The sequence below is a fragment of the Paludibacterium flexuosum genome (assembly GCF_037076605.1).
In the GTDB taxonomy this organism is placed as follows: Bacteria; Pseudomonadota; Gammaproteobacteria; order Burkholderiales; family Chromobacteriaceae; genus Paludibacterium.
Genome location: NZ_AP029060.1, coordinates 94,512 through 113,831 on the forward strand (window position 1 = coordinate 94,512; position 19,320 = coordinate 113,831).

Consider the following 19,320-nt stretch of genomic DNA (forward strand, 5'->3'; position numbering starts at 1 on the left):
ATGATCAAACCCAACAAGACCCTCTCCAATACCGTGCTGGGTTTCGGCTATCTGTTTCTCTACCTGCCGATCATTCTGCTGGTGATCTATTCGTTCAACGAATCCAAGCTGGTGACGGTTTGGTCGGGTTTTTCCACCAAATGGTATGCCGCCCTGCTGGAGGATGACGAACTGATCTCGGCGGCCTGGCTCAGCATCCGTATCGCCCTGCTGACAGCAACCGCCTCGGTGGTGGTCGGGACCATCGCCGGCTTTGTGCTGGCCCGCTTCGGCCGTTTCCGCCTGTTTACCCTGTTCTCGGCCATGATCAATGCGCCGCTGGTGATGCCGGAGGTGATCATCGGTATTTCCATGCTGCTGTTGTTTGTGCAGATGGGGCAGTTTCTCGGCTGGCCCGCCGGGCGTGGTCTGGTGACGATCTGGATCGGGCACACCACCTTATGCGTGTCCTATGTGGCGATCATCGTGCAGTCTCGGGTGCGGGAACTGGATCTGTCGCTGGAAGAGGCGGCCATGGATCTGGGGGCGACGCCGGGCAAGATCTTCTTTGCCATCACGCTGCCGCTGATCTCGCAGGCGCTGGTATCCGGCTGGTTGCTGTCGTTTACGCTGTCGCTGGATGATCTGGTGCTGACTGCCTTCCTGTCCGGACCGGGGTCGACCACGCTGCCGATGGTGGTGTTCTCGCGTGTACGCCTGGGCCTGAATCCGGAAATGAACGCCCTGGCGACCCTGTTCATTACCTCGGTCACCATCGGGGTGCTGGCGGTCAACTGGTATATGCGTGCCGCCGAGCGCAAACTGGCGAGGGAAATGCGCATGGCGTTTGCCGCCGAATCCGCCTGAACGATTCCCGTACGGGCAGCCCCTGAAGCACGTCCTGCGGGACGTGCTTTCTTATTGCAAGGCAAATCCTTGACGAATGTCCGGTAAAAAACCGGATATCGCGTTGCCGCTGGCGCCGGGGTAGGCTTACAATCAAGACAGCATTTTCGTTCGCAAGCGAAAATCATTTTGGCTTTTGTGTTGATTGGAAAACTATCTATGACGATTCAGCAATTGATCAGCGAGCGGGTTCAGGCTGCGCTGGCCGCCGTGGGCGCCCCGGATGCGCCGGCGACCGTTCAGCCTGCTTCCAAACCGGAGTTCGGCGATTATCAGGCCAATGGCGTGATGGCCGCTGCCAAGCAAATGCGCGTCAATCCGCGCGAACTGGCCCAAAAAGTGGTCGACGCTCTGGACTTGCGACGAATTGCAGATCGCGTCGAAATTGCCGGCCCCGGCTTCATCAACATCCACCTGAGCGCCGAATTCATCGGTGAGCAGGCCGAACGTGCGCTGGCCGATGCCAAGCTGGGTGTGGCCCAGCAGGCACCCCAGACCGTGGTCATCGACTATTCCTCGCCCAATCTGGCCAAGGAAATGCACGTCGGTCACCTGCGTTCCTCGATCATCGGCGACTCGATCACCCGTGTACTGGAGTTCCTCGGTCATCAGGTGATCCGCCAGAACCACGTCGGCGACTGGGGTACCCAGTTCGGCATGCTGACCGCCTATCTGGTGGAAACCGACAACCAGGGCACCGCCTCGGCCGAGTTGCGCGACCTGGAAGAGTTCTACCGCAAAGCCAAGGTTCGTTTCGACGAAAGCGAGGAGTTCGCCAACCGTGCCCGTGACTATGTGGTCAAGCTGCAGGGCGGGGATGAACAGGTGCTGGCGCTGTGGAAGAAATTTGTCGCCGTGTCGCTCGATTACTGTCAGTCGGTTTACGACAAGCTGGGCCTCAAGCTGCAGCCGTCCGACGTGATGGGCGAGTCGGCCTACAACGAGGATCTGCCGCGCGTGGTGGAGGATCTGGAGGCCGCAGGGGTGCTCAAGGAAGACCAGGGCGCCAAGTGTGTGTTCCTGGATGAATTCCAGGATGCCGATGGCAATCCCTATCCCTTCATCGTGCAGAAGAAGGACGGGGCCTATCTGTATGCCACCACCGACCTGGGGGCCATCCGCTATCGTGTGCGCAGTCTGCATGGCAACCGCCTGATCTACGTCGTGGATGCCCGTCAGAGTCTGCACTTCGCCCAGCTGTTCGCGACCAGCCGCAAGGCCGGTTTTGCGCCGGCAGACGTTCGTCTGGAGCACGTGGCCTTCGGCACCATGATGGGGCAGGACGGCAAGCCGTTCAAAACCCGTTCCGGTGGCACCGTCAAGCTGGTGGATCTGCTGGACGAGTCCATCGAGCGTGCCTATACCATGGTGTCGGCCAAGAACCCGGATCTGGCCGAGGACGACAAGCGCCGTATCGCCCATGTGGTGGGCATTGGCGCCGTCAAGTATGCCGACCTGTCGAAGAGCCGCATGAGCGACTACATCTTCAACTGGGAAAGCATGCTGTCGTTCGAGGGCAATACCGCGCCCTACCTGCAGTATGCCTACACCCGTATCCAGAGCGTGTTCCGCAAGGCCGGCGACTGGAACAAGGCTGCCCGCATCCACGTCAGCGAGCCGGCCGAGAAACAGCTGGCCGTGGCCCTGTCGCAGTTCGAGGACGTGCTGGTGACGGTGGCCGAGGGCTGCTACCCGCACCACCTGAGCAGCTACCTGTACCATATCGCCACGCTGTTCTCGCGCTTCTATGAAGCCTGCCCGATCCTCAAGAGCGAGGGCGAAGTGCGCGACAGCCGTCTGCGTCTGGCCGAATGGACGGCGCGAACGCTGTCCACTGGCCTCGGCCTGCTGGGCATCGAGGTGCTGGAAACCATGTAAGCCGTCCGGGTCTGTCCCGGATCTGGCGAGACAAAACGGCAAGCCGTGCCAACGGTTTGCCGTTTTTTTATGCCTGTCCTTGCTTGGGCAATCATGCCGACAGCTCGATGATCATGATCGGGTGGGGGGATTCGGAATGCTGCGTCAGCAGCTCGAATGACAGAGTCTTCCGATGTCGGGGCCCTGGCGCAGCAACCAGCATGAGCCGGTTTCCATCGCGACGGAGTCGCCACCATGCTGAGTTCTAACTTCTTCTCCCCCAGAAGTCTTGTCTGGTCCTCTCCTTCGGCGGAGGCGGCGTCGGTACGGCAGGAGGCCGATCCGAAGCCGACCCTGTCGAGCCCCGCCCGTCCCGGGGCAACCCGTTCCCGGCGCCGGAAGTCAACCCGCAAGGCGAGCCGGCAGTTCAACCAGGTCCGGCGTGCACTCAGTTCGCTGGCCGACCAGTCTTTTTCGGTGGACGAGCTGACGGTGCCCTATCGTCCTCTTGATGCGACAGCCGACATTGCATGGCACAGGCTGACATGGAAAGGGGTCATGCTGCTGGGCTGGGGCTCGTGGTTTGGCGGGCAGGGGGGGATGCATGCCGGGCAGGCTCGCGCCACCGCGGCATCGGGCGCTGCGTCCGCCCGTGCCGTCACCACGACGGACCACGAGTCGGTCCTGGCCATGTTGTCCCATCTGGGGGCAGCAGTCAGTGCAGGCATCGGCAAGGTACTGCAGGGCTGTGTGTTGCCGGGGGCGGCGGCATTGCCCTTGCGGGATACGCCGCCGCCCCCGCCGGCCAGCCTGTTTCCCGAGGCGCCGCAGTCCACCGCCGGTCGGCCAGCCAGCGAACCGGTATGGGGCGGGGCGGCGGTCTGCACTTCACGGGTTGATCTGGCCTGCGAGCAGGTGGCGGCTGGCATGGCGACGCAGCCGACGGTGCCGGAAGGCGCTGCCGTCGAGATTGGCCGCCAGCGGCGTGATCACGCGCGGCATTTTGTGCCGGCAGGGCGGGCGGTGTCGATGCCGCCGCCCTGGCAGAGCGCGGCGCAGAGTGAGCCGATGATCGAAGCGCAGATCCGTTCGGCCCATGCGGCGCTGATTCAACAGCATCCGGCGCTGCGTTCGCACCCCACGCCCAGTGCTGATCCGGGCGCTGCCTTGCAGGCCTGGTATGCCGATCTGGCTTCCGTGGTGCGCCAGCAGCATGCCGGGCTGAGTGCCGAGCGGGTGGCTGCCAAAACCTGGCAACGCTTGATCGCGGATTTTTTGCTTGTCCAGAACCTGCGATTCGAGCCAGAAAGCGAGGCCTGGCGCCGTGCCGAGCAGCAGGTGTTCCGCTTGTTGTGTTTTCGCGCGGATCCGCAATCGCTGCTTAGCTCGCTGGCCGGTGCCCTGCGCGGCAAGACCCTTGCAGAGGGACTCACCCTCTTGCGTCAGCAGATCGACAGCGGTCAGTTGCAGTCGGTATTGCGGCGCGGTCTGTGGCAGCCTGGCGGGCTGCTGGACAGCGACGCTGCCCGCCAGCGCCTGCTGGCCGAGGTGGAACCGCTGGCGCGGGTGCCGGCCGTCCAGGCAGCGCCGCTGGCCCAAATCCCCTGGGCCAGCCTGACCCATCTGACCCTGAGTACCGGGCTGGCGATGGAGCGTGAAGCCGGCTGGCCTTTTACTTCACTGGATTTCAGCCATCAGCTGGCTTTGCGCGCCATGCGCCAGCTGGCGCATGGCCTCGCTGTCGAACCGGTCGCGGCGCAAGACACGGCCACGACCCCGTCACCCGGCGAGGGCACGCGCCCCAGTCTGCAGCAGCAGGGACTGGTTATTGCCCTGGCGCTCGCTCATGCCCGGCACCATGGTCGTCTTGACCTCGAGCAGGAGCAGGCGCTGCGCCGTGAAGATCAGGCCGCACCGGTGCTGCAGAAGGTGTTGCAGGACTATGCGAAAGACATGGAGAATGCGGCGCGTGCACAGGGGCGGGATCAGGCCGCCCTGACCCGGCTGCAGCAAATGGTGGAAGAACCCATGCCCACCGAGGAGGCGCTGTGCGACAACCTGGCCCTGCGATTCGGCTATCAGGCCGGCGAAGTGGTGCACGCCCTGGTCGAGCATCCTTCTGCTGCCGGACTGGGCAGTGGCCCACGGCTGCATGCCTTCCAGACCACCCGGGATCAGACCCTGTTGCAACTGTTGCAGGGCGGTTATCGCCAGGTGCAGCTGTACCGCAAAGGCAGCCAGGAGCGCGTGACGATCAACTTGTCCGAAGTGCGGGCGCAGTACGAGACCATGCTGGCCGACTATGCCAGGAAGCATCGCAGCACGCTGAAAGCGGTGCTCAAGATTGCGCTGGAAGAGCAGCTTGGGCGTCCGGTGGCGGCCGCTGAGGTTGAGGTCCTGCAGCCGCAGCTGGCGTTTGGCAGCGCGGCAGGGCAACGCGCCGTGATTCTCAGGGTCGCCGGATTGAGCGGGCCATTGTTCTTTCGTTGCGAGATCGATGCCCTGAATCACAAGCTGGCACGGATTGCCCCGATTGAAGATCCGGATCGGATGGGGGAGTCGCTGGCGGCATATTTTACCGAGGCACAATTGGTCCGCCTGCCCGCCGATCAGCGGCAGATGGTGCTGAAGCGGCTGGTGCCCAAAGCAGGTGAAGACAGCTGGGATGTGCTGTTCCGGCTCAGCGGCATCGAGACGCAGATCGACCAGGCCCTGCAACAAGCGGCACGCAGCATGAACCTGCCGTCGCTGACGGAGGCGCTGCTGGACCTGGTGCCGTTTGGCAACTGCATCAATCTGGCGCGTCAGTTGCTGGCCGGTCAGCGTGTCAGTGTCGACAACGCGGTCTGGTGCGCGGTCGATACGGTCACCAGCGTGCCGCAAGCCTATGGCCTGGGGCGGGCGCTGGTCAGCGGTGCCAGGGCCGTGGGTAGTCTGGTGCGCGCAGCCGCCAGCCTGACGGCACGGCAAATGCAAAAAACCACGGGCTTGCGCACCATGACGGCGGCGGCTCGCTGGCAAGGCTGGCATCAGGCGCGTACGCTGGCGCGTCAGCATGCGGTGCAGGGCTTGCAACAGGCGGCTGCCGCCGGCGGCGAACTGCTGGAAGATCTGGCTTCCAATCTGCATCCGGCGATGGCCGCCAAATCCCTGCTGGATGGTGCCGCCAGTCTGGGCAGCGTGCGCAGTATTGCCAATCTTGGCTTGCGCAGCAGTGCCGAACTGGTGGAAACCCTGCGGCCGAGTCTCAAGCGGGTGATGGCGGTCACGCCGCCCCCGCAACTGACCCAGCTCAAGCCGGCCACGCTGAAGAAGCTCTCCCAGGTGATGCAGCAGAACGAGAACGGTTACTGGCAGGTGGCGGAAGGCATGGTGCTGGCGGTCAAGAAAACCGATGGCGATTTCCGTCGTCCGTTGCTCACCCTGGCGGAGGATCCGGACGTGGTGCTGGTGGAGACCGGCGCTGGGGTCGCAACGCTGGCGCGCCTGACCGGTGAGCGTAATGCCCAGGGGCTGCCGGTGTTGCGTGCCTTCGATCCGCAAACGCATCAGGATGTCGGCCCGGACTTGCTGGCGCTGCCGCCGCTGCGCTCGCAGACCGAGTATGTGGTGCGCGTGGAGCTGGAAGGTCAGGCGCTCACGTTGAAAAACCATGAACTGGAAAGCTGGCAGGATCCGCGTCTGCCTGGGGAGCCCGTGGCGGTGGCCGAGCTGAAAGACGGCTTTTATCGCTTGCGGCTTGATGAGCAGGGTGTCGCGCAACTGGATGTGCTGGATGAAGTCGAAACCGTGGCATTTCTCGAGGCGCGCCAGGCGCGGCGAACGTCACCGCCGCTCACCGCGCTGCGCAGCCGGGACGAAATGCTGGACAGTATTCATGTTGACCATCGCTTTCAGCGCGCCGGCCAGCAGTTGCAGGCCTTGCTCGACGACCCTCAGGTGAAGCAACAGTTGCAAAACTGGCATGGCCTGTTGCCAATCAATAATGAGTTTTTGAACCTGCCTGACAAGGTGATCCAGGTACAGCAGGCCGGTCGCCTGCATGGCTGGGTGTCGCAGTATGATCGATTGGATCGCCTGCAGCAGTCGGCCAAACAGCACTTTATTGGTCTATACGGTAAGTGGCTTGAACAATGGCGCCAGGCGCGTGTGGTCCCGCACGGGCAGGCCCGGCCGGCGCCTTTGTCCGACAATGATCTGGCTTTCCTGATGCAGGTCCATGAGGCCTGGAAGCGCATCGACTGGAGTCACGCCAAGCCTCTCGGCACGGCGACGGAGATAGAGTTACATGCGGCGATGGTGGCGGCTGCGGCGGTGGACGAAAAACTGGCGCAACTGGCCAAGCTGCGCGGCAATCTGCCTCAGGTTGAGAGCGAATATCAGCGTGGCGTAGCGCGGGTCCGCCAGGCGGAAGCGCAGCCGCAGGCGGTTGCGCGTGAACAGGTGCGTTCGCTGGGGTTTGGCGATGATCAGTTTGCCCTGATCGAGCAGGCTCAACAGCAGCAAGAGTATGACAAGCTGATCAAAATGCTGGTTTATGAGGATGATCCGGCGCGTATCGGGTTTTTGCAGGAATCCATGCATCGCCTGCGCCAGAGGAGTAGTGATCTTTTCCAGCAGGCGATTCCGGCCAACCAGAATCAGATGAAACACTACCTCCAGTTTTCACCGCACTATCAGCGTGTCCAGTTATGGACACTTCAACTGGATGGACGTGGCTTTTGTGAAAGTTTTACCTATCTCTATGCGCTCGATAAGCTGCTGTCGCCGGAGCCGGCTGCGGGGGCACACTTGCTGGACAAGCTGTTTCGTCGTATGACCCTGCTTGGTGCCCGTGGGCAAAATGACAGGATGCGGCGCGAATTCAGACGACGTGCCTTGCTTGAACTGTATGCCGATCGGCAAATCAATCAACTGACCGACGCCCTGCCCAGATACGGCAATATTTCACCGCAAGGGCTGTGTCAGCATCTGCAGCAGATGTCCGGCCGACGTGCCGCTCTGATCAGTGATCGGCGCCACTTGACCGTGGTGGTCAGCGATGGCAGTCAGCATGCCTATTTCGATGCCAATCTGGGCGAGTGGCGTGGCTATGCCAGTTGGGAGGGGGTGCGGGCGGATCTGGACCGTTGGTTTTTGCGAAGGCATGGTCATACAGGCCAGACCGATGCCACAGGGGCGCCGCTCCTTGACGAGATCCAGCTGATGGATGAAAACGCTGCGCAAGCGATGGATCAGGCTTTGCGCCAGGCACTGGCCCGTGGCGACCGGGTCGGTTCGCACGAACTGCTGGGCTGAAAAACGCCGCCCCCGCACTAGGCGGGGGCGGGCAGGGTCAGGCCGGGGTCAGACTCAGTCGCGTTCCAGCGCCAGCGCCACCCCCATGCCGCCGCCGATGCACAGGGTCGCCAGGGCCTTCTTGGCATCACGACGCTGCATTTCGTGCAGCAGGGTGACCAGGATACGGCAGCCGGAAGCGCCGACCGGGTGACCCAGGGCAATGGCGCCGCCATTGACGTTCAGCTTGGCATTGTCCCACTTCAGTTCACGACCGACGCCCAGTGCCTGGGCGGCAAAGGCTTCGTTGCCTTCGATCAGATCGAGGTCATCCACCGTCCAGCCGGCCTTGGCCAGCACGCGCTGGGTGGCCGGTACCGGGCCCATGCCCATGATCGACGGTTCGACGCCGGCCGAGGCATAGGCCTTGATGCGGGCCAGCGGTTTCAGACCGAGCTGGTCGGCACGGGCGGCGCTCATCATGATCACGGCCGCGGCACCGTCGTTGATGCCGGAGGCATTGCCGGCGGTGACCGTGCCATCCTTCTTGAAGGCGGCGCGCAGCTTGCTCAGACCTTCCAGCGTGGCGCCAGCCTTGATGAACTCATCCTGGGCGAAGGCAATCGGATCGCCCTTGCGCTGCGGGATCAGCACCGGAATGATTTCGTCGACAAAGCGCCCGGCCTTCTGGGCTGCTTCGGCCTTGTTCTGCGAGCTGACCGCAAAGGCATCTTGCTCCTCGCGGCTGATGCCATATTTTTCGGCGATGTTCTCCGCCGTGATGCCCATGTGGTACTGGTTGTAGGCATCGGTCAGCGCGTCATAGACCATGCTGTCGACCAGGGTGGCCGGCCCCATGCGGAAGCCGTCACGCGAGCCCGGCAGCAGGTGCGGGGCGATGCTCATGTTTTCCTGGCCGCCGGCAATCACAATGTCGGCGTCGCCGCAGGCAATGGCCTGGGCGGCCAGATGGGTGACTTTCAGACCGGAGCCGCAGACCTGGTTGATGGTCAGGGCCGGGATCTCGACCGGCAGTCCGGCCTTGATCAGCGCCTGGCGAGCCGGGTTCTGGCCGCAGCCGGCCGTCAGAACCTGACCCATGATCACTTCCGAGACTTGTTCCGGCTTGATGCCGGTCTTTTCCAGCAATGCCTTGATGACGGTGGCGCCCAGTTCATGGGCAGGAATCTTGGCCAGCGAGCCGCCGAAGTTACCGAGGGCAGTGCGGCCTGCTGCGACGATCACGACTTCTTGCATGAGTTTCTCCTGAGAAATGGGGACCGCGACTCAGTCAGGCAGCGCTTGCCGCCACACTGTCACTGCCGCGCCCCAAGTGCCAAACAAGGCGGACATTCTTGTTATGAAAATGCAGGGTGGGGGCCTGCCTGGCGCAGGCCTCCCCCGGGTTACTGAACGTTGGCCAGGGCGGTCGGCATGGCCTTGGCCTTGACATAGCTGCCCGGCGCAGCCTCCAGCGGCGGGAAGCTCTTGTTGCCCAGGGTCTTGGGCGCCGCGACCTTCTTGCCGGATTGCGGGGCGAGCCAGCTGTCCCAGTCCTTCCACCAGCTGCCGGGACGGCTTTCTGCGTGGTCGAACCAGGTCTCGGCATCCAGCGGCAATTCATCGTTGACCCAGTAGTTGCGTTTGTCCTTGGTCACCGGGTTGATCGACCCGGCGATGTGACCGGACGCTCCCAGCACGAAGCGGCGTGAGGGGGCGCCGCTGAAGTACTTCAGACCGGCGCTGGCCGAGGTCCACAGTACGATGTGGTCTTCGCGGGCGGCAAACATGTAGACCGGAATATCGATGGTGCCCAGATCGATCGGCACGCCGCACAGGGTGACGCCACCCGGCTGCACCAGCGCATTGTTGAGGTAGAACTGGCGCAGGAAGAAGGTGTGCATCGGCAGCGGCAGGTCGACGGCATCGTTATTCCAGTAGAGCAGGTCGAACGGTGCCGGGGTCTTGCCGAGCAGATAATTGTTGACCACGTAGTTCCACACCAGGTCGTTGGCACGCAGCGAGGCAAAGGTGCGGCCGATTTCCTTGCCGCTGATGATGCCGCCCTGGGCCATCTTGGCTTCGCGTTGCTCCACCATGTGCTCGTCGATGTACACCTTGATTTCGCCCGGCTCGCTGTGGTCGATCAGCGAGGTCATGAAGGTGGCCGAGTTGACCCAGTCCAGGCCACGGGCCTTCATCACCGCCAGCGAGGTCGCCAGAATCACGCCACCGATACAGAAGCCCAGGGCATTCATCTTCGGCTGGCGGGTAATCTTCTTGACCACTTCGGCGGCTGCCAGCACGCCATCTTCGATGTAATTGTCCCAGGTGAAGTGCTTCATCGACGGCTCGGCCGAGCGCCAGCTGACCAGGAACACCCGGTAACCCTGGGCGACGAAGTGGCGCACCATGGAGTTTTCCGGCTGCAGATCCATCAGGTAGTACTTGTTGATGCAGGGCGGCACGATCAGCAGCGGCATCTCGTACACCTGCTCGGTGGTCGGGGTGTATTGCAGCAGCTCGATCAGCTCGTTGCGGAACACCACCTGGCCCGGGGTGGCGGCGATATTGACGCCGATTTCGAAGCGGCTTTCGTCCGACATCGAAATATGGCCCTTTTCAATATCGGCCATCATGTTCTTCATGCCCTCGACCAGGCTCTCGCCCTTGGTCTCGACGGCATGACGGATCACCTCCGGGTTGGTGAGGATGAAGTTGCTGGGCGACATGGCGTCCAGATACTGGCGGGTGATGAAGGACAGGCGTTCCTTGCTGTCGCCCTCCAGCTGGGCCTGATCGACCATCTGGGTCATCCAGTTGGAGGTCGTGAGGTAGCTCTGCTTGAGATAGCTGTAGAAGGGATGTTCGTTCCATTCCGGCGCGGCGAAACGGCGATCTTTGCTTTCGGGGGCGTCGGCCGCCTGTTGCTGGCCGAGAAACTGCATCCACAGACCCATCTGTTGCTGGTACAGATTATTTTGCAGTGCAAAAAAAGGATTGCTTTCGCTGAACGCCTGGCGCCAGACAGCGAAAGGATTGTTCTGGTCGGCGCCGGACAATGACTCGGTGAACTGCTGGAGCCATTGTTGGTTGGCGGCGGTAAGATTCTCGAAAAACTGATCCAGAGAGACTGTCGTATCCTGACTCAAAATCCACTCCTCAAGCGTGTGTTCGAGAGGGCTGGCGGCCTGGCCGCTGCCCGGGCGCGTCGCTGGAATCTGACGCCGTCATGGACTGACTGTAACAAGAAATTATGACGTTTACACGTTAGCACACATTCATTTACGCAAATTTCCGCTCCTCGGCCCGTCGTCTGTTGCGCAATGCACCATTTTCTTTCTGTTGAAAGCACGGGTGCAAGTGAGATAATCAGACATAATTTTCCAAGGGAGATGTCATGGCACATGTCATGGTAGAGGGCAAACCGACCCAGGTAGGCAGTATTTTCTGTGTCGGACGCAATTACGCCGCCCATATTGCCGAGCTTAACAATGTCCGCGATGCCATGCCGCTGGTTTTTCTGAAGCCGCAGGGGGCCTTGCTGGGGCCGGGGCAGACCTTCTCCTTGCCGGATTATTCGCAGGATGTGCACCACGAGTGCGAGCTGGTGCTGCTGATGGGCGCCGATGCCGATCATGTATCGGCCGAGCAGGCGCTGTCGCTGATTGCCGCTTATGGCATCGGCCTGGATCTGACCGCACGTGATGTGCAGAGCGAACTCAAGGCCAAGGGACATCCCTGGACCCGTGCCAAGGGCTTTCGCGCCTCGGCCTGTGTGTCGGACTTCGTGGCAGCCAGCCGTGTGGCCGATCCGAGCCGTCTGCGCTTTTCCTTCAGCATCAACGGCGAGGTGCGCCAGCGTGGGGATACGGCCATGATGCTGCTCGGCGTGGCCGAGCTGGTGAGCTGGCTGTCGGCGGAATATGGTCTGAAAAAAGGCGATTTGATTTATACCGGTACGCCGGAGGGGGTCGGACCGATCCACGCTGGTGCCGAGCTGGACGCTGAGCTGGAGGGCCTGGTCCGTGCACAATGGGTGGTGGCACGATGAGTCGCAAACCTGCTGAGCCGGTGGAGGAGAGTGGCAAGACCCGGCTGGATAAATGGCTGTGGGCAGCGCGGTTTTTCAAGACCCGCCAGCTGGCGCATGAAGCCATCGAGCTGGGGCGGGTGCTGGTCAACGATGATCGCGTCAAACCTTCGCGGACGGTGAATGTCGGCGACCGTCTGTTCCTGCGACTGAATCAGCTGGAGTACCACGTCACCGTGCTTGGCCTGAGTGCCCAGCGCAAATCGGCCAGGGAGGTGCATCTGCTGTATGAGGAGCGTGCCGAGTCGCTGGCCGCCCGCGAAGAGAAGGCTGCGCTGCTGCGTGCCGAGCGGGCCAGTTTCCCGCATGGAGAAGGGCGTCCGACCAAACGTGCCCGGCGCGACATCATGCGGCTGAAGGATGGCTTTTAGTGACCTCCCTGCTGCCCTTCGCCACGTTCTATTTCTGCTACTTTGCCTATGCCGGGGTATTCAACCCCTTCTGGGGGCTCTACCTCGATTCTCTGTCTTTCTCGCCCTGGCAGATTTCACTGCTGATCGCGCTCTCGACCATGGCGCGTATCGTTGCTCCGGGCTTCTGGGGCTGGCTGGCCGACCGTCGCGGTCAGCGCCGGCCGCTGATCATCGTGACCTCGCTGCTGGCTGCGCTGGGTTTTCTGCTGATCTGCCTGCATGACAAGACGTTTGGCTGGGTGTTCGTGTGTCTGGCCGGGGTGCACTTTTTCTGGGCGGCCTCTCTGCCGCTGGTGGAGGCCAGTACCGCGCATCTGACGCGCAGTGAACCCGGGCGTTACAGCCGGGTACGGGTCTGGGGGTCGATCGGTTATCTGATCCTGGTGGTGGCCACCGGTTATGCCCTCGACTGGCTCAAACTCAGTTCGCTGCCCTGGATGGCCTTCGCCTTGCTGTGTGCCGTGCTGTGGTCAGCCTGGCGTCTGCCCGAGGTCGCGGCACCACAGCGGGTGCGCAGTCGGCATTCACTATGGGGCACCCTGCGCCGGCCGGCGGTGATCGCCCTGTTTGCCTGCACCTTCCTCATGGCTTTTGCCTTCGGGCCTTATTACACTTTTTATTCCATTGGCCTGAAGCAGGCCGGTTTTGACAAAAGTCTGATTGGCTGGCTGTGGGCGGTCGGGGTCATGGCCGAGATCGGCGTGTTCTGGTTCATGCCGCGCATCATGCGTGCCATGCCGCTGGAGCGACTGATGCTGCTGTCCCTGCTGGCGGCAGTCGTGCGCTTTGGCGTCATGGCGCTGGCCATCGGCAATCCGCTGCTGGCCGTGCTGGCGCAATTGCTGCATGCGCCAACCTTTGCCATTCATCATGCGGCTTCAATCGGCCTGATTCACCGCCATTTCGAAGAGCAGCACCATGCCAAGGGTCAGGGGCTGTACATCATCTCGTCTTTCGGGATTGGCGGCAGTCTTGGCGGGCTGCTGGCCGGCGCACTCTGGACACACGGCGGGGTGCCGCTGGTTTTCGGTATTTCGGCGGCCGCCGCGCTTGCCGGGGGGCTGGTGGCCTTGCTCGGTTTGCGTCAGACCGTGGGGGCCTCGCCGCGATAGCCCGCTTTTAACCACTTCATTCTGCTGCATTTGGACGTTTCGTCCAACAATTCCGACACCCTGTCCAATGCCCGGTTTTTTCGACAAAAACCGGGCGTTTTGCTGCTTGTAAGCGGTGATGTTGCTATGCAAGAATGGTCAAAATCAAAAAGTTAATAGCCCGTTTGTGCAACATTCCGACCATTCTGATAGTCGAAGCATGCCGGCGGGTGTATTTAAAAATTTGGACAAAGTCGAGAAACCAGAGATGAGCGGACAAACCCTGTACGACAAGCTGTGGGCGCGTCATGTGGTGCATCAGGAGGCTGACGGGACGGTGTTGCTTTACATCGACCGGCATCTGGTGCACGAGGTGACCAGCCCGCAAGCCTTCGAAGGCCTGAAACTGGCCGGGCGCCAGCCGTGGCGCATTCAGTCGGTGGTCGCTACTGCCGATCACAATACCCCTACCGATCATTGGGAGCTGGGCATCCAGGACCCGATTTCGCGTCTGCAGGTCGAAACGCTGGATGCCAATATCCGTGAATATGGTGCGCGTGCCTATTTCCCGTTCCGCGACAGCCGTCAGGGCATCGTGCATGTGATCGGACCGGAGCAGGGCGCAACGCTGCCGGGCATGACCGTGGTGTGCGGCGACAGCCATACCTCGACGCATGGCGCATTCGGTGCCCTGGCGCATGGCATCGGGACGTCGGAGGTCGAGCATGTCCTGGCGACCCAGTGTCTGGTGGCCAAAAAATCCAAGAACATGCTGGTGCGCGTCGATGGTGTATTGCCTGCCGGCGTGACCGCCAAGGACATGGCACTGGCGATCATCGGCAAGATCGGTACCGCCGGCGGGACAGGCTATGCCATTGAGTTCGGTGGCGCGGCCGTGCGCGCTCTGTCGATGGAAGGTCGCATGACGCTGTGCAATATGGCCATCGAAGCCGGCGCCCGTTCAGGCCTGGTGGCCGTCGATCAGACGACCATCGACTATATCCGGGGTCGTCCGCTGGCGCCGGATGCCGCCCGCTGGGAGGCGGCTGTCGCCGACTGGCTGACCCTGGTGTCCGACGACGATGCGGTGTTCGATGCCGTGGTGACGCTGGATGCCGCCGAGATCGTGCCACAGGTAACCTGGGGTACCTCGCCGGAGATGGTGATCGGTGTGGATGGTCTGGTGCCGGATCCGGCCCGCGAAAGTGACCCGGTCAAACGCGAAAGCATCGAGCGTGCCTTGCACTACATGGGTCTGGCGCCCTACACCCCGATCAGCGAGATTGCCGTCGACAAGGTGTTCATCGGTTCCTGTACCAACTCGCGCATTGAGGATCTGCGAGCGGCCGCTGCCGTGGTGCGTGGCCGCAAGAAGGCCGACAGCGTGCGTCAGGTGCTGGTCGTGCCGGGGTCCGGGCTGGTCAAGGCGCAGGCCGAGGCCGAGGGGCTGCATCAGGTATTTATCGATGCCGGTTTCGAGTGGCGTGAACCGGGCTGCTCGATGTGTCTGGCGATGAATGCCGACCGCCTGGAGGCTGGCGAGCGCTGTGCCGCGACCTCCAACCGCAACTTCGAGGGTCGGCAGGGGCAGGGCGGGCGCACCCATCTGGTGAGTCCGGCCATGGCCGCTGCCGCCGCGGTCAGCGGTCATTTCGTCGACATCCGTACCTTCTGAGGAGCCAGCATGCGAGCCTTTACCACACTCGACGGGCTGGTTTGCCCGCTGGATCGCGCCAATGTCGATACCGACGCGATCATTCCCAAGCAGTTTCTCAAGTCGATCAAGCGCGCCGGTTTCGGTCCGAATCTGTTCGACGAATGGCGTTACCTGGATCATGGCGAGCCCGGCATGGACAATAGCCGCCGCCCGCTGAATGACGATTTCGTGTTGAACATGCCGCGATTCCAGGGCGCACAGATCCTGCTGACGCGCGAGAACTTCGGTTGCGGTTCCAGTCGCGAGCATGCGCCCTGGGCGCTGGAGGATTATGGTTTCCGTGCCGTGATCGCCCCGAGCTTCGCGGATATTTTCTTCAATAACTGCTACAAGAACGGCTTGCTGCCGATTGTGCTCTCGGCGCAGGTGGTCGACCGGCTGTTTGTGGAGTGTGCCACCCACCCCGGGTACCGGTTGACCATCGACCTGGAGAAGCAGGTGGTCAACAGCCCGGCCGGACGCAGTTATCACTTCGAGATTACCGAGCATCGCAAGCATTGCCTGCTCAACGGGCTGGATGAAATCGGCCTGACCTTGCAGCACGCCGACAAGATCCGTGCTTTTGAAACCCGTATCGCGGCCGACAAGCCCTGGTTGCTGTAAGTCGAGGAGACCGACATGAAAATTGCCGTATTGCCCGGTGACGGGATCGGCCCGGAAATTATCGCCCAGGCGTGCCGCGTGCTGGAGGTCCTCAGGGCGGACGGTCTGCCGCTGGAAACCGAATTCGGCGTTTTGGGCGGCGCCGCCTATGACCGCCATGGCGAACCCTATCCCGAGGCGACGCGCCAGCTGGTGCATGCCGCGGATGCCGTGCTGCTCGGTGCCGTCGGCGGGCCGCAGTATGACAAGCTTGACCGTCCCCTGCGTCCCGAGCGTGGCCTGCTGGCCATCCGCAAGGATCTGAACCTGTTTGCCAATCTGCGCCCGGCCGTGCTGTATCCGGAGCTGGCCTCGGCGTCCACCCTCAAGCCGGAGGTGGTGTCCGGACTGGACATCATGATCGTGCGCGAGCTGACGGGTGACATTTACTTTGGCCAGCCGCGCGGCATTTCGGTCAACGAGCTGGGCGAGCGCGAGGCCTACAACACCATGCGCTACAGCGAGAGCGAGGTGCGTCGCATTGCCCATGTGGCCTTTGGCATTGCCATGAAGCGCAACCGCAAGCTGTGCTCGGTCGACAAGGCAAATGTGCTGGAGACCACCGAGTTCTGGAAGGAAATCATGATCGAAGTCGGCCAGGCGTATCCCGAGGTCGAACTCAGTCATATGTATGTGGATAACGCCGCCATGCAGCTGGTGCGCAACCCGAAGCAGTTTGACGTGATGGTGACGGGCAATATCTTCGGCGACATCCTCAGCGATGAAGCCTCGATGCTGACCGGCTCGATCGGCATGCTGCCATCCGCCTCGCTGGACGAGAACAACAAGGGTCTGTACGAGCCCAGTCACGGCTCGGCGCCGGATATCGCCGGACGCGATCTGGCCAACCCGCTGGCGACCATCCTGTCGGCGGCCATGATGTTGCGCTACACCTTCAATCGCAATGACGCTGCCGAACGGGTGGAGAATGCGGTGAAAAAGGTGTTGGCCGCCGGTCTGCGTACCGGGGATATTTATGAGCCGGGCTGTGAAAAGGTCAGCTGCAGTGCCATGGGTGACGCTGTCGTCGCTGCGCTGTGAGCGCCAGACAACAACAGAATTCGAGATTGAAAGGACATCTGATGAGAGTAGGGTTTGTAGGTTGGCGCGGCATGGTCGGCTCGGTGCTGATGCAGCGCATGCAGGAAGAGCGCGATTTTGCCCATATCGATGAGCCGGTGTTTTTCACCACCTCCAATGTCGGCGGCAAGGCACCGGCCATCGGCCGCGAGCTGCCGCCGCTCAAGGATGCCTATGCCATCGCCGAACTGCAGGCGATGGATGTCATCGTGACTTGCCAGGGGGGGGATTACACGAATGAGGTCTATCCCAAGCTGCGAGCTGCCGGCTGGAAGGGCTACTGGATTGATGCCGCCTCGTCGCTGCGCATGGCCGACGACGCGATCATCATCCTCGATCCGGTCAATCGCGATGTGATTGATCGCGGCCTGGGCGAGGGCATCAAGAACTATATTGGCGGAAACTGTACCGTGTCGCTGATGTTGATGTCGTTGTCCGGCCTGTTCCAGCGTGATCTGGTTCAGTGGGTCAGTGCCATGACCTATCAGGCTGCTTCGGGCGGCGGTGCGCAGCACATGCGCGAGCTGCTGACCGGCATGGGCACCCTGCACGGTGCGGTGGCCGCCCAGCTGGCCGATCCGGCCAGTGCCATCCTGGATATTGACCGGGCGGTGACCGCGACCCTGCGCGACGACGCTTTCCCCTGCCAGCAGTTCGGCGTGCCGCTGGCCGGCAGCCTGATCCCCTGGATCGACAAGGATCTGGGTAATGGCCAGTCGAAGGAAGAGTGGAAGGGGCATGCCGAAGCCAACAAGATTCTCGGCCGCGGCGACGACCCGGTGATCGTCGATGGTCTGTGTGTGCGCGTTGGTGCCATGCGTTGCCACAGTCAGGCGCTGACCATCAAGCTGCGTCGTGATGTGCCGCTGGACGAAATCAACGACATGCTGGCCTCGGCGCACCAGTGGGCTCAGGTCGTGCCCAACGAGCGCGAGGCCACCATGCGCGCCCTGAGTCCGGCCGCTGTCAGCGGAACGCTGCGCACCCCGGTGGGACGCCTGCGCAAGCTGGGTATGGGCGGGGAGTATCTCTCGGCCTTTACCGTCGGCGACCAGCTGCTGTGGGGGGCGGCGGAACCGCTGCGTCGCATGCTGCGGATTTTGCTGGAGCGGTAATCAATCCGGACGGACTTTGTAACATTTTCTGATTGAGCGCTAGAATACGGCTTAAATCAGCTCTTATATATCGATCAGGGGCGCGCAAGCGCCCCTGTTGCTTACAGGATTTTCATCATGTCGCAAGCTCTGCAAGTTGCCGTTGTCGGCGCTACCGGTCTGATCGGCCAGGCGCTGCTCGATCTGCTGGCTACCCGCCAGTTCCCCGCCCAGCGTGTCTTTGCCGTTGACGAGTCGCAGCACGAAGGGGAAACGGTCGCCTTTGGCAATCTGGAGCTGGATGTGCAGTCCATCGATGATTTTTCCTTCGAAAACGTCGGCCTGGCGTTTTTTGTCGCCGGCAGCGAACTGTCGCGCAAGCGGGTGCCGGAGGCGCGGGCCGCCGGTGCCAGCGTCATCGATTTCAGTTCGGCGTTTCGCCACGACGAACAGGTGGCTTTTGTCGTGCCGCGCATCAACGGGGCCAGTCTGGCCGCGCAGGAAGACACCTCGCTGGTGTCCGTGCCGAACTGCACGGTCACCCCTCTGGCGGTGGCGCTCAATGCGCTGGCCGGCCATGGCCTGGGCCGGGTGACGGTATCGACCTACCAGTCGGTGTCGGGCAGCGGCCAGCAGGCGCTGGAAACCCTGGCCGACCAGACGACGGCGCTGTTTGCCCAGCGTGAGGTCGAGACGGCAGTTTATCCCAAGCGTATCGCCTTCAACCTGCTGCCGTGCATCGGTGAGGTGGCGGCGGACGGGCACAGCAGCGAAGAGCAGTCGGTGATCGACGAAGTGCGTCGCCTGCTTGGTGTGCCGTCCTTGCCGGTGGAGGTGACCTGCGTGCGGGTGCCGGTGTTCTTTGGTCATGCCTGGGCAGTACATGTGGCACTGGACAAGCCGCTGGAGGTTGATCGGGCCCGCAAGCTGCTGGCTGCCAGCGGCATCCATGTGGTGGATGAGCCGCAACGCGAGGATGGCTATGCCACACCGATGGAAGTGGCCGGCTCCGACCGCATCTGGGTCAGTCGCGTACGCGCTACCCCGGCGGGTTTAGCTTTCTGGCTGACGGCCGATAATGTCCGTGTCGGTGCCGCGCTCAATTGTGTCGAAGTCGCGGAAGTGCTACTCAAGGCCGGCAAGTTGAATTGATGACATAAGGTTTGTGCTG

The 19,320-nt window shown here is 62.3% G+C and carries 13 protein-coding genes; 11 read left to right on the forward strand and 2 right to left on the reverse strand.

Annotated features, from left to right (window positions below):
* From AACH39_RS00435 to AACH39_RS00445, 3 genes are all read left to right on the forward strand, one after another.
* A complete protein-coding gene (locus tag AACH39_RS00435; protein WP_215776883.1) occupies positions 1 to 846 on the forward strand; it encodes an ABC transporter permease subunit in 846 nt (281 codons plus the stop codon).
* Positions 847 to 1,044: 198 nt separating this feature from the next.
* The gene (argS, locus tag AACH39_RS00440) at positions 1,045 to 2,763 is read left to right on the forward strand and encodes an arginine--tRNA ligase (RefSeq protein WP_215776882.1); all 1,719 of its coding nucleotides are present in this window, start codon (positions 1,045 to 1,047) and stop codon (positions 2,761 to 2,763) included.
* 234 nt (positions 2,764 to 2,997) lie between these two features.
* Positions 2,998 to 8,040 carry a hypothetical protein gene (locus AACH39_RS00445; protein WP_338620670.1) on the forward strand — a complete coding sequence of 1,681 codons (5,043 nt, stop codon included), beginning with the start codon at positions 2,998 to 3,000 and terminating at the stop codon, positions 8,038 to 8,040.
* A 54-nt stretch (positions 8,041 to 8,094) separates the two neighbouring features.
* Here the strand turns inward: AACH39_RS00445 and AACH39_RS00450 are convergent, their stop codons facing one another.
* Together AACH39_RS00450 and phaC are read right to left on the reverse strand one after the other, a co-directional pair.
* Complete coding sequence (locus AACH39_RS00450; RefSeq protein ID WP_215776880.1) at positions 8,095 to 9,276, reverse strand: acetyl-CoA C-acetyltransferase; 1,182 nt, start codon at positions 9,274 to 9,276, stop codon at positions 8,095 to 8,097.
* Positions 9,277 to 9,425: 149 nt separating this feature from the next.
* Positions 9,426 to 11,171: a class I poly(R)-hydroxyalkanoic acid synthase gene (gene phaC, locus AACH39_RS00455; protein WP_215776879.1), complete on the reverse strand. Its 1,746-nt coding sequence runs from the start codon at positions 11,169 to 11,171 to the stop codon at positions 9,426 to 9,428.
* Between the two features lie 248 nt (positions 11,172 to 11,419).
* Between phaC and AACH39_RS00460 the strand changes: the two genes are divergently transcribed.
* The 8 genes from AACH39_RS00460 (at position 11,420) to AACH39_RS00495 (ending at position 19,301) form a co-directional block, all read left to right on the forward strand.
* Positions 11,420 to 12,073: a fumarylacetoacetate hydrolase family protein gene (locus AACH39_RS00460; protein WP_215776878.1), complete on the forward strand. Its 654-nt coding sequence runs from the start codon at positions 11,420 to 11,422 to the stop codon at positions 12,071 to 12,073.
* Positions 12,070 to 12,483, forward strand: a complete 414-nt coding sequence (locus tag AACH39_RS00465; protein ID WP_338620671.1) for a S4 domain-containing protein — start codon at positions 12,070 to 12,072, stop codon at positions 12,481 to 12,483. Before AACH39_RS00460 ends, AACH39_RS00465 begins: the two co-directional genes overlap by 4 nt.
* Entirely contained in the window at positions 12,483 to 13,637 is a 1,155-nt protein-coding gene (locus tag AACH39_RS00470) for an MFS transporter (protein ID WP_215776876.1), read from the forward strand. Before AACH39_RS00465 ends, AACH39_RS00470 begins: the two co-directional genes overlap by 1 nt.
* Positions 13,638 to 13,884: 247 nt before the next feature.
* Positions 13,885 to 15,291: a 3-isopropylmalate dehydratase large subunit gene (leuC, locus tag AACH39_RS00475; RefSeq protein ID WP_215776874.1), complete on the forward strand. Its 1,407-nt coding sequence runs from the start codon at positions 13,885 to 13,887 to the stop codon at positions 15,289 to 15,291.
* 9 nt (positions 15,292 to 15,300) lie between these two features.
* The gene (leuD, locus tag AACH39_RS00480) at positions 15,301 to 15,936 is read left to right on the forward strand and encodes a 3-isopropylmalate dehydratase small subunit (RefSeq protein ID WP_215776871.1); all 636 of its coding nucleotides are present in this window, start codon (positions 15,301 to 15,303) and stop codon (positions 15,934 to 15,936) included.
* A 15-nt stretch (positions 15,937 to 15,951) separates the two neighbouring features.
* Complete coding sequence (leuB, locus tag AACH39_RS00485; protein WP_215776869.1) at positions 15,952 to 17,016, forward strand: 3-isopropylmalate dehydrogenase; 1,065 nt, start codon at positions 15,952 to 15,954, stop codon at positions 17,014 to 17,016.
* 41 nt (positions 17,017 to 17,057) lie between these two features.
* Positions 17,058 to 18,170 carry an aspartate-semialdehyde dehydrogenase gene (gene asd, locus AACH39_RS00490; protein WP_215776866.1) on the forward strand — a complete coding sequence of 371 codons (1,113 nt, stop codon included), beginning with the start codon at positions 17,058 to 17,060 and terminating at the stop codon, positions 18,168 to 18,170.
* Between the two features lie 117 nt (positions 18,171 to 18,287).
* A complete protein-coding gene (locus AACH39_RS00495; RefSeq protein ID WP_338620672.1) occupies positions 18,288 to 19,301 on the forward strand; it encodes an aspartate-semialdehyde dehydrogenase in 1,014 nt (337 codons plus the stop codon).
* The last annotated feature ends 19 nt before the right edge of the window (positions 19,302 to 19,320 follow it).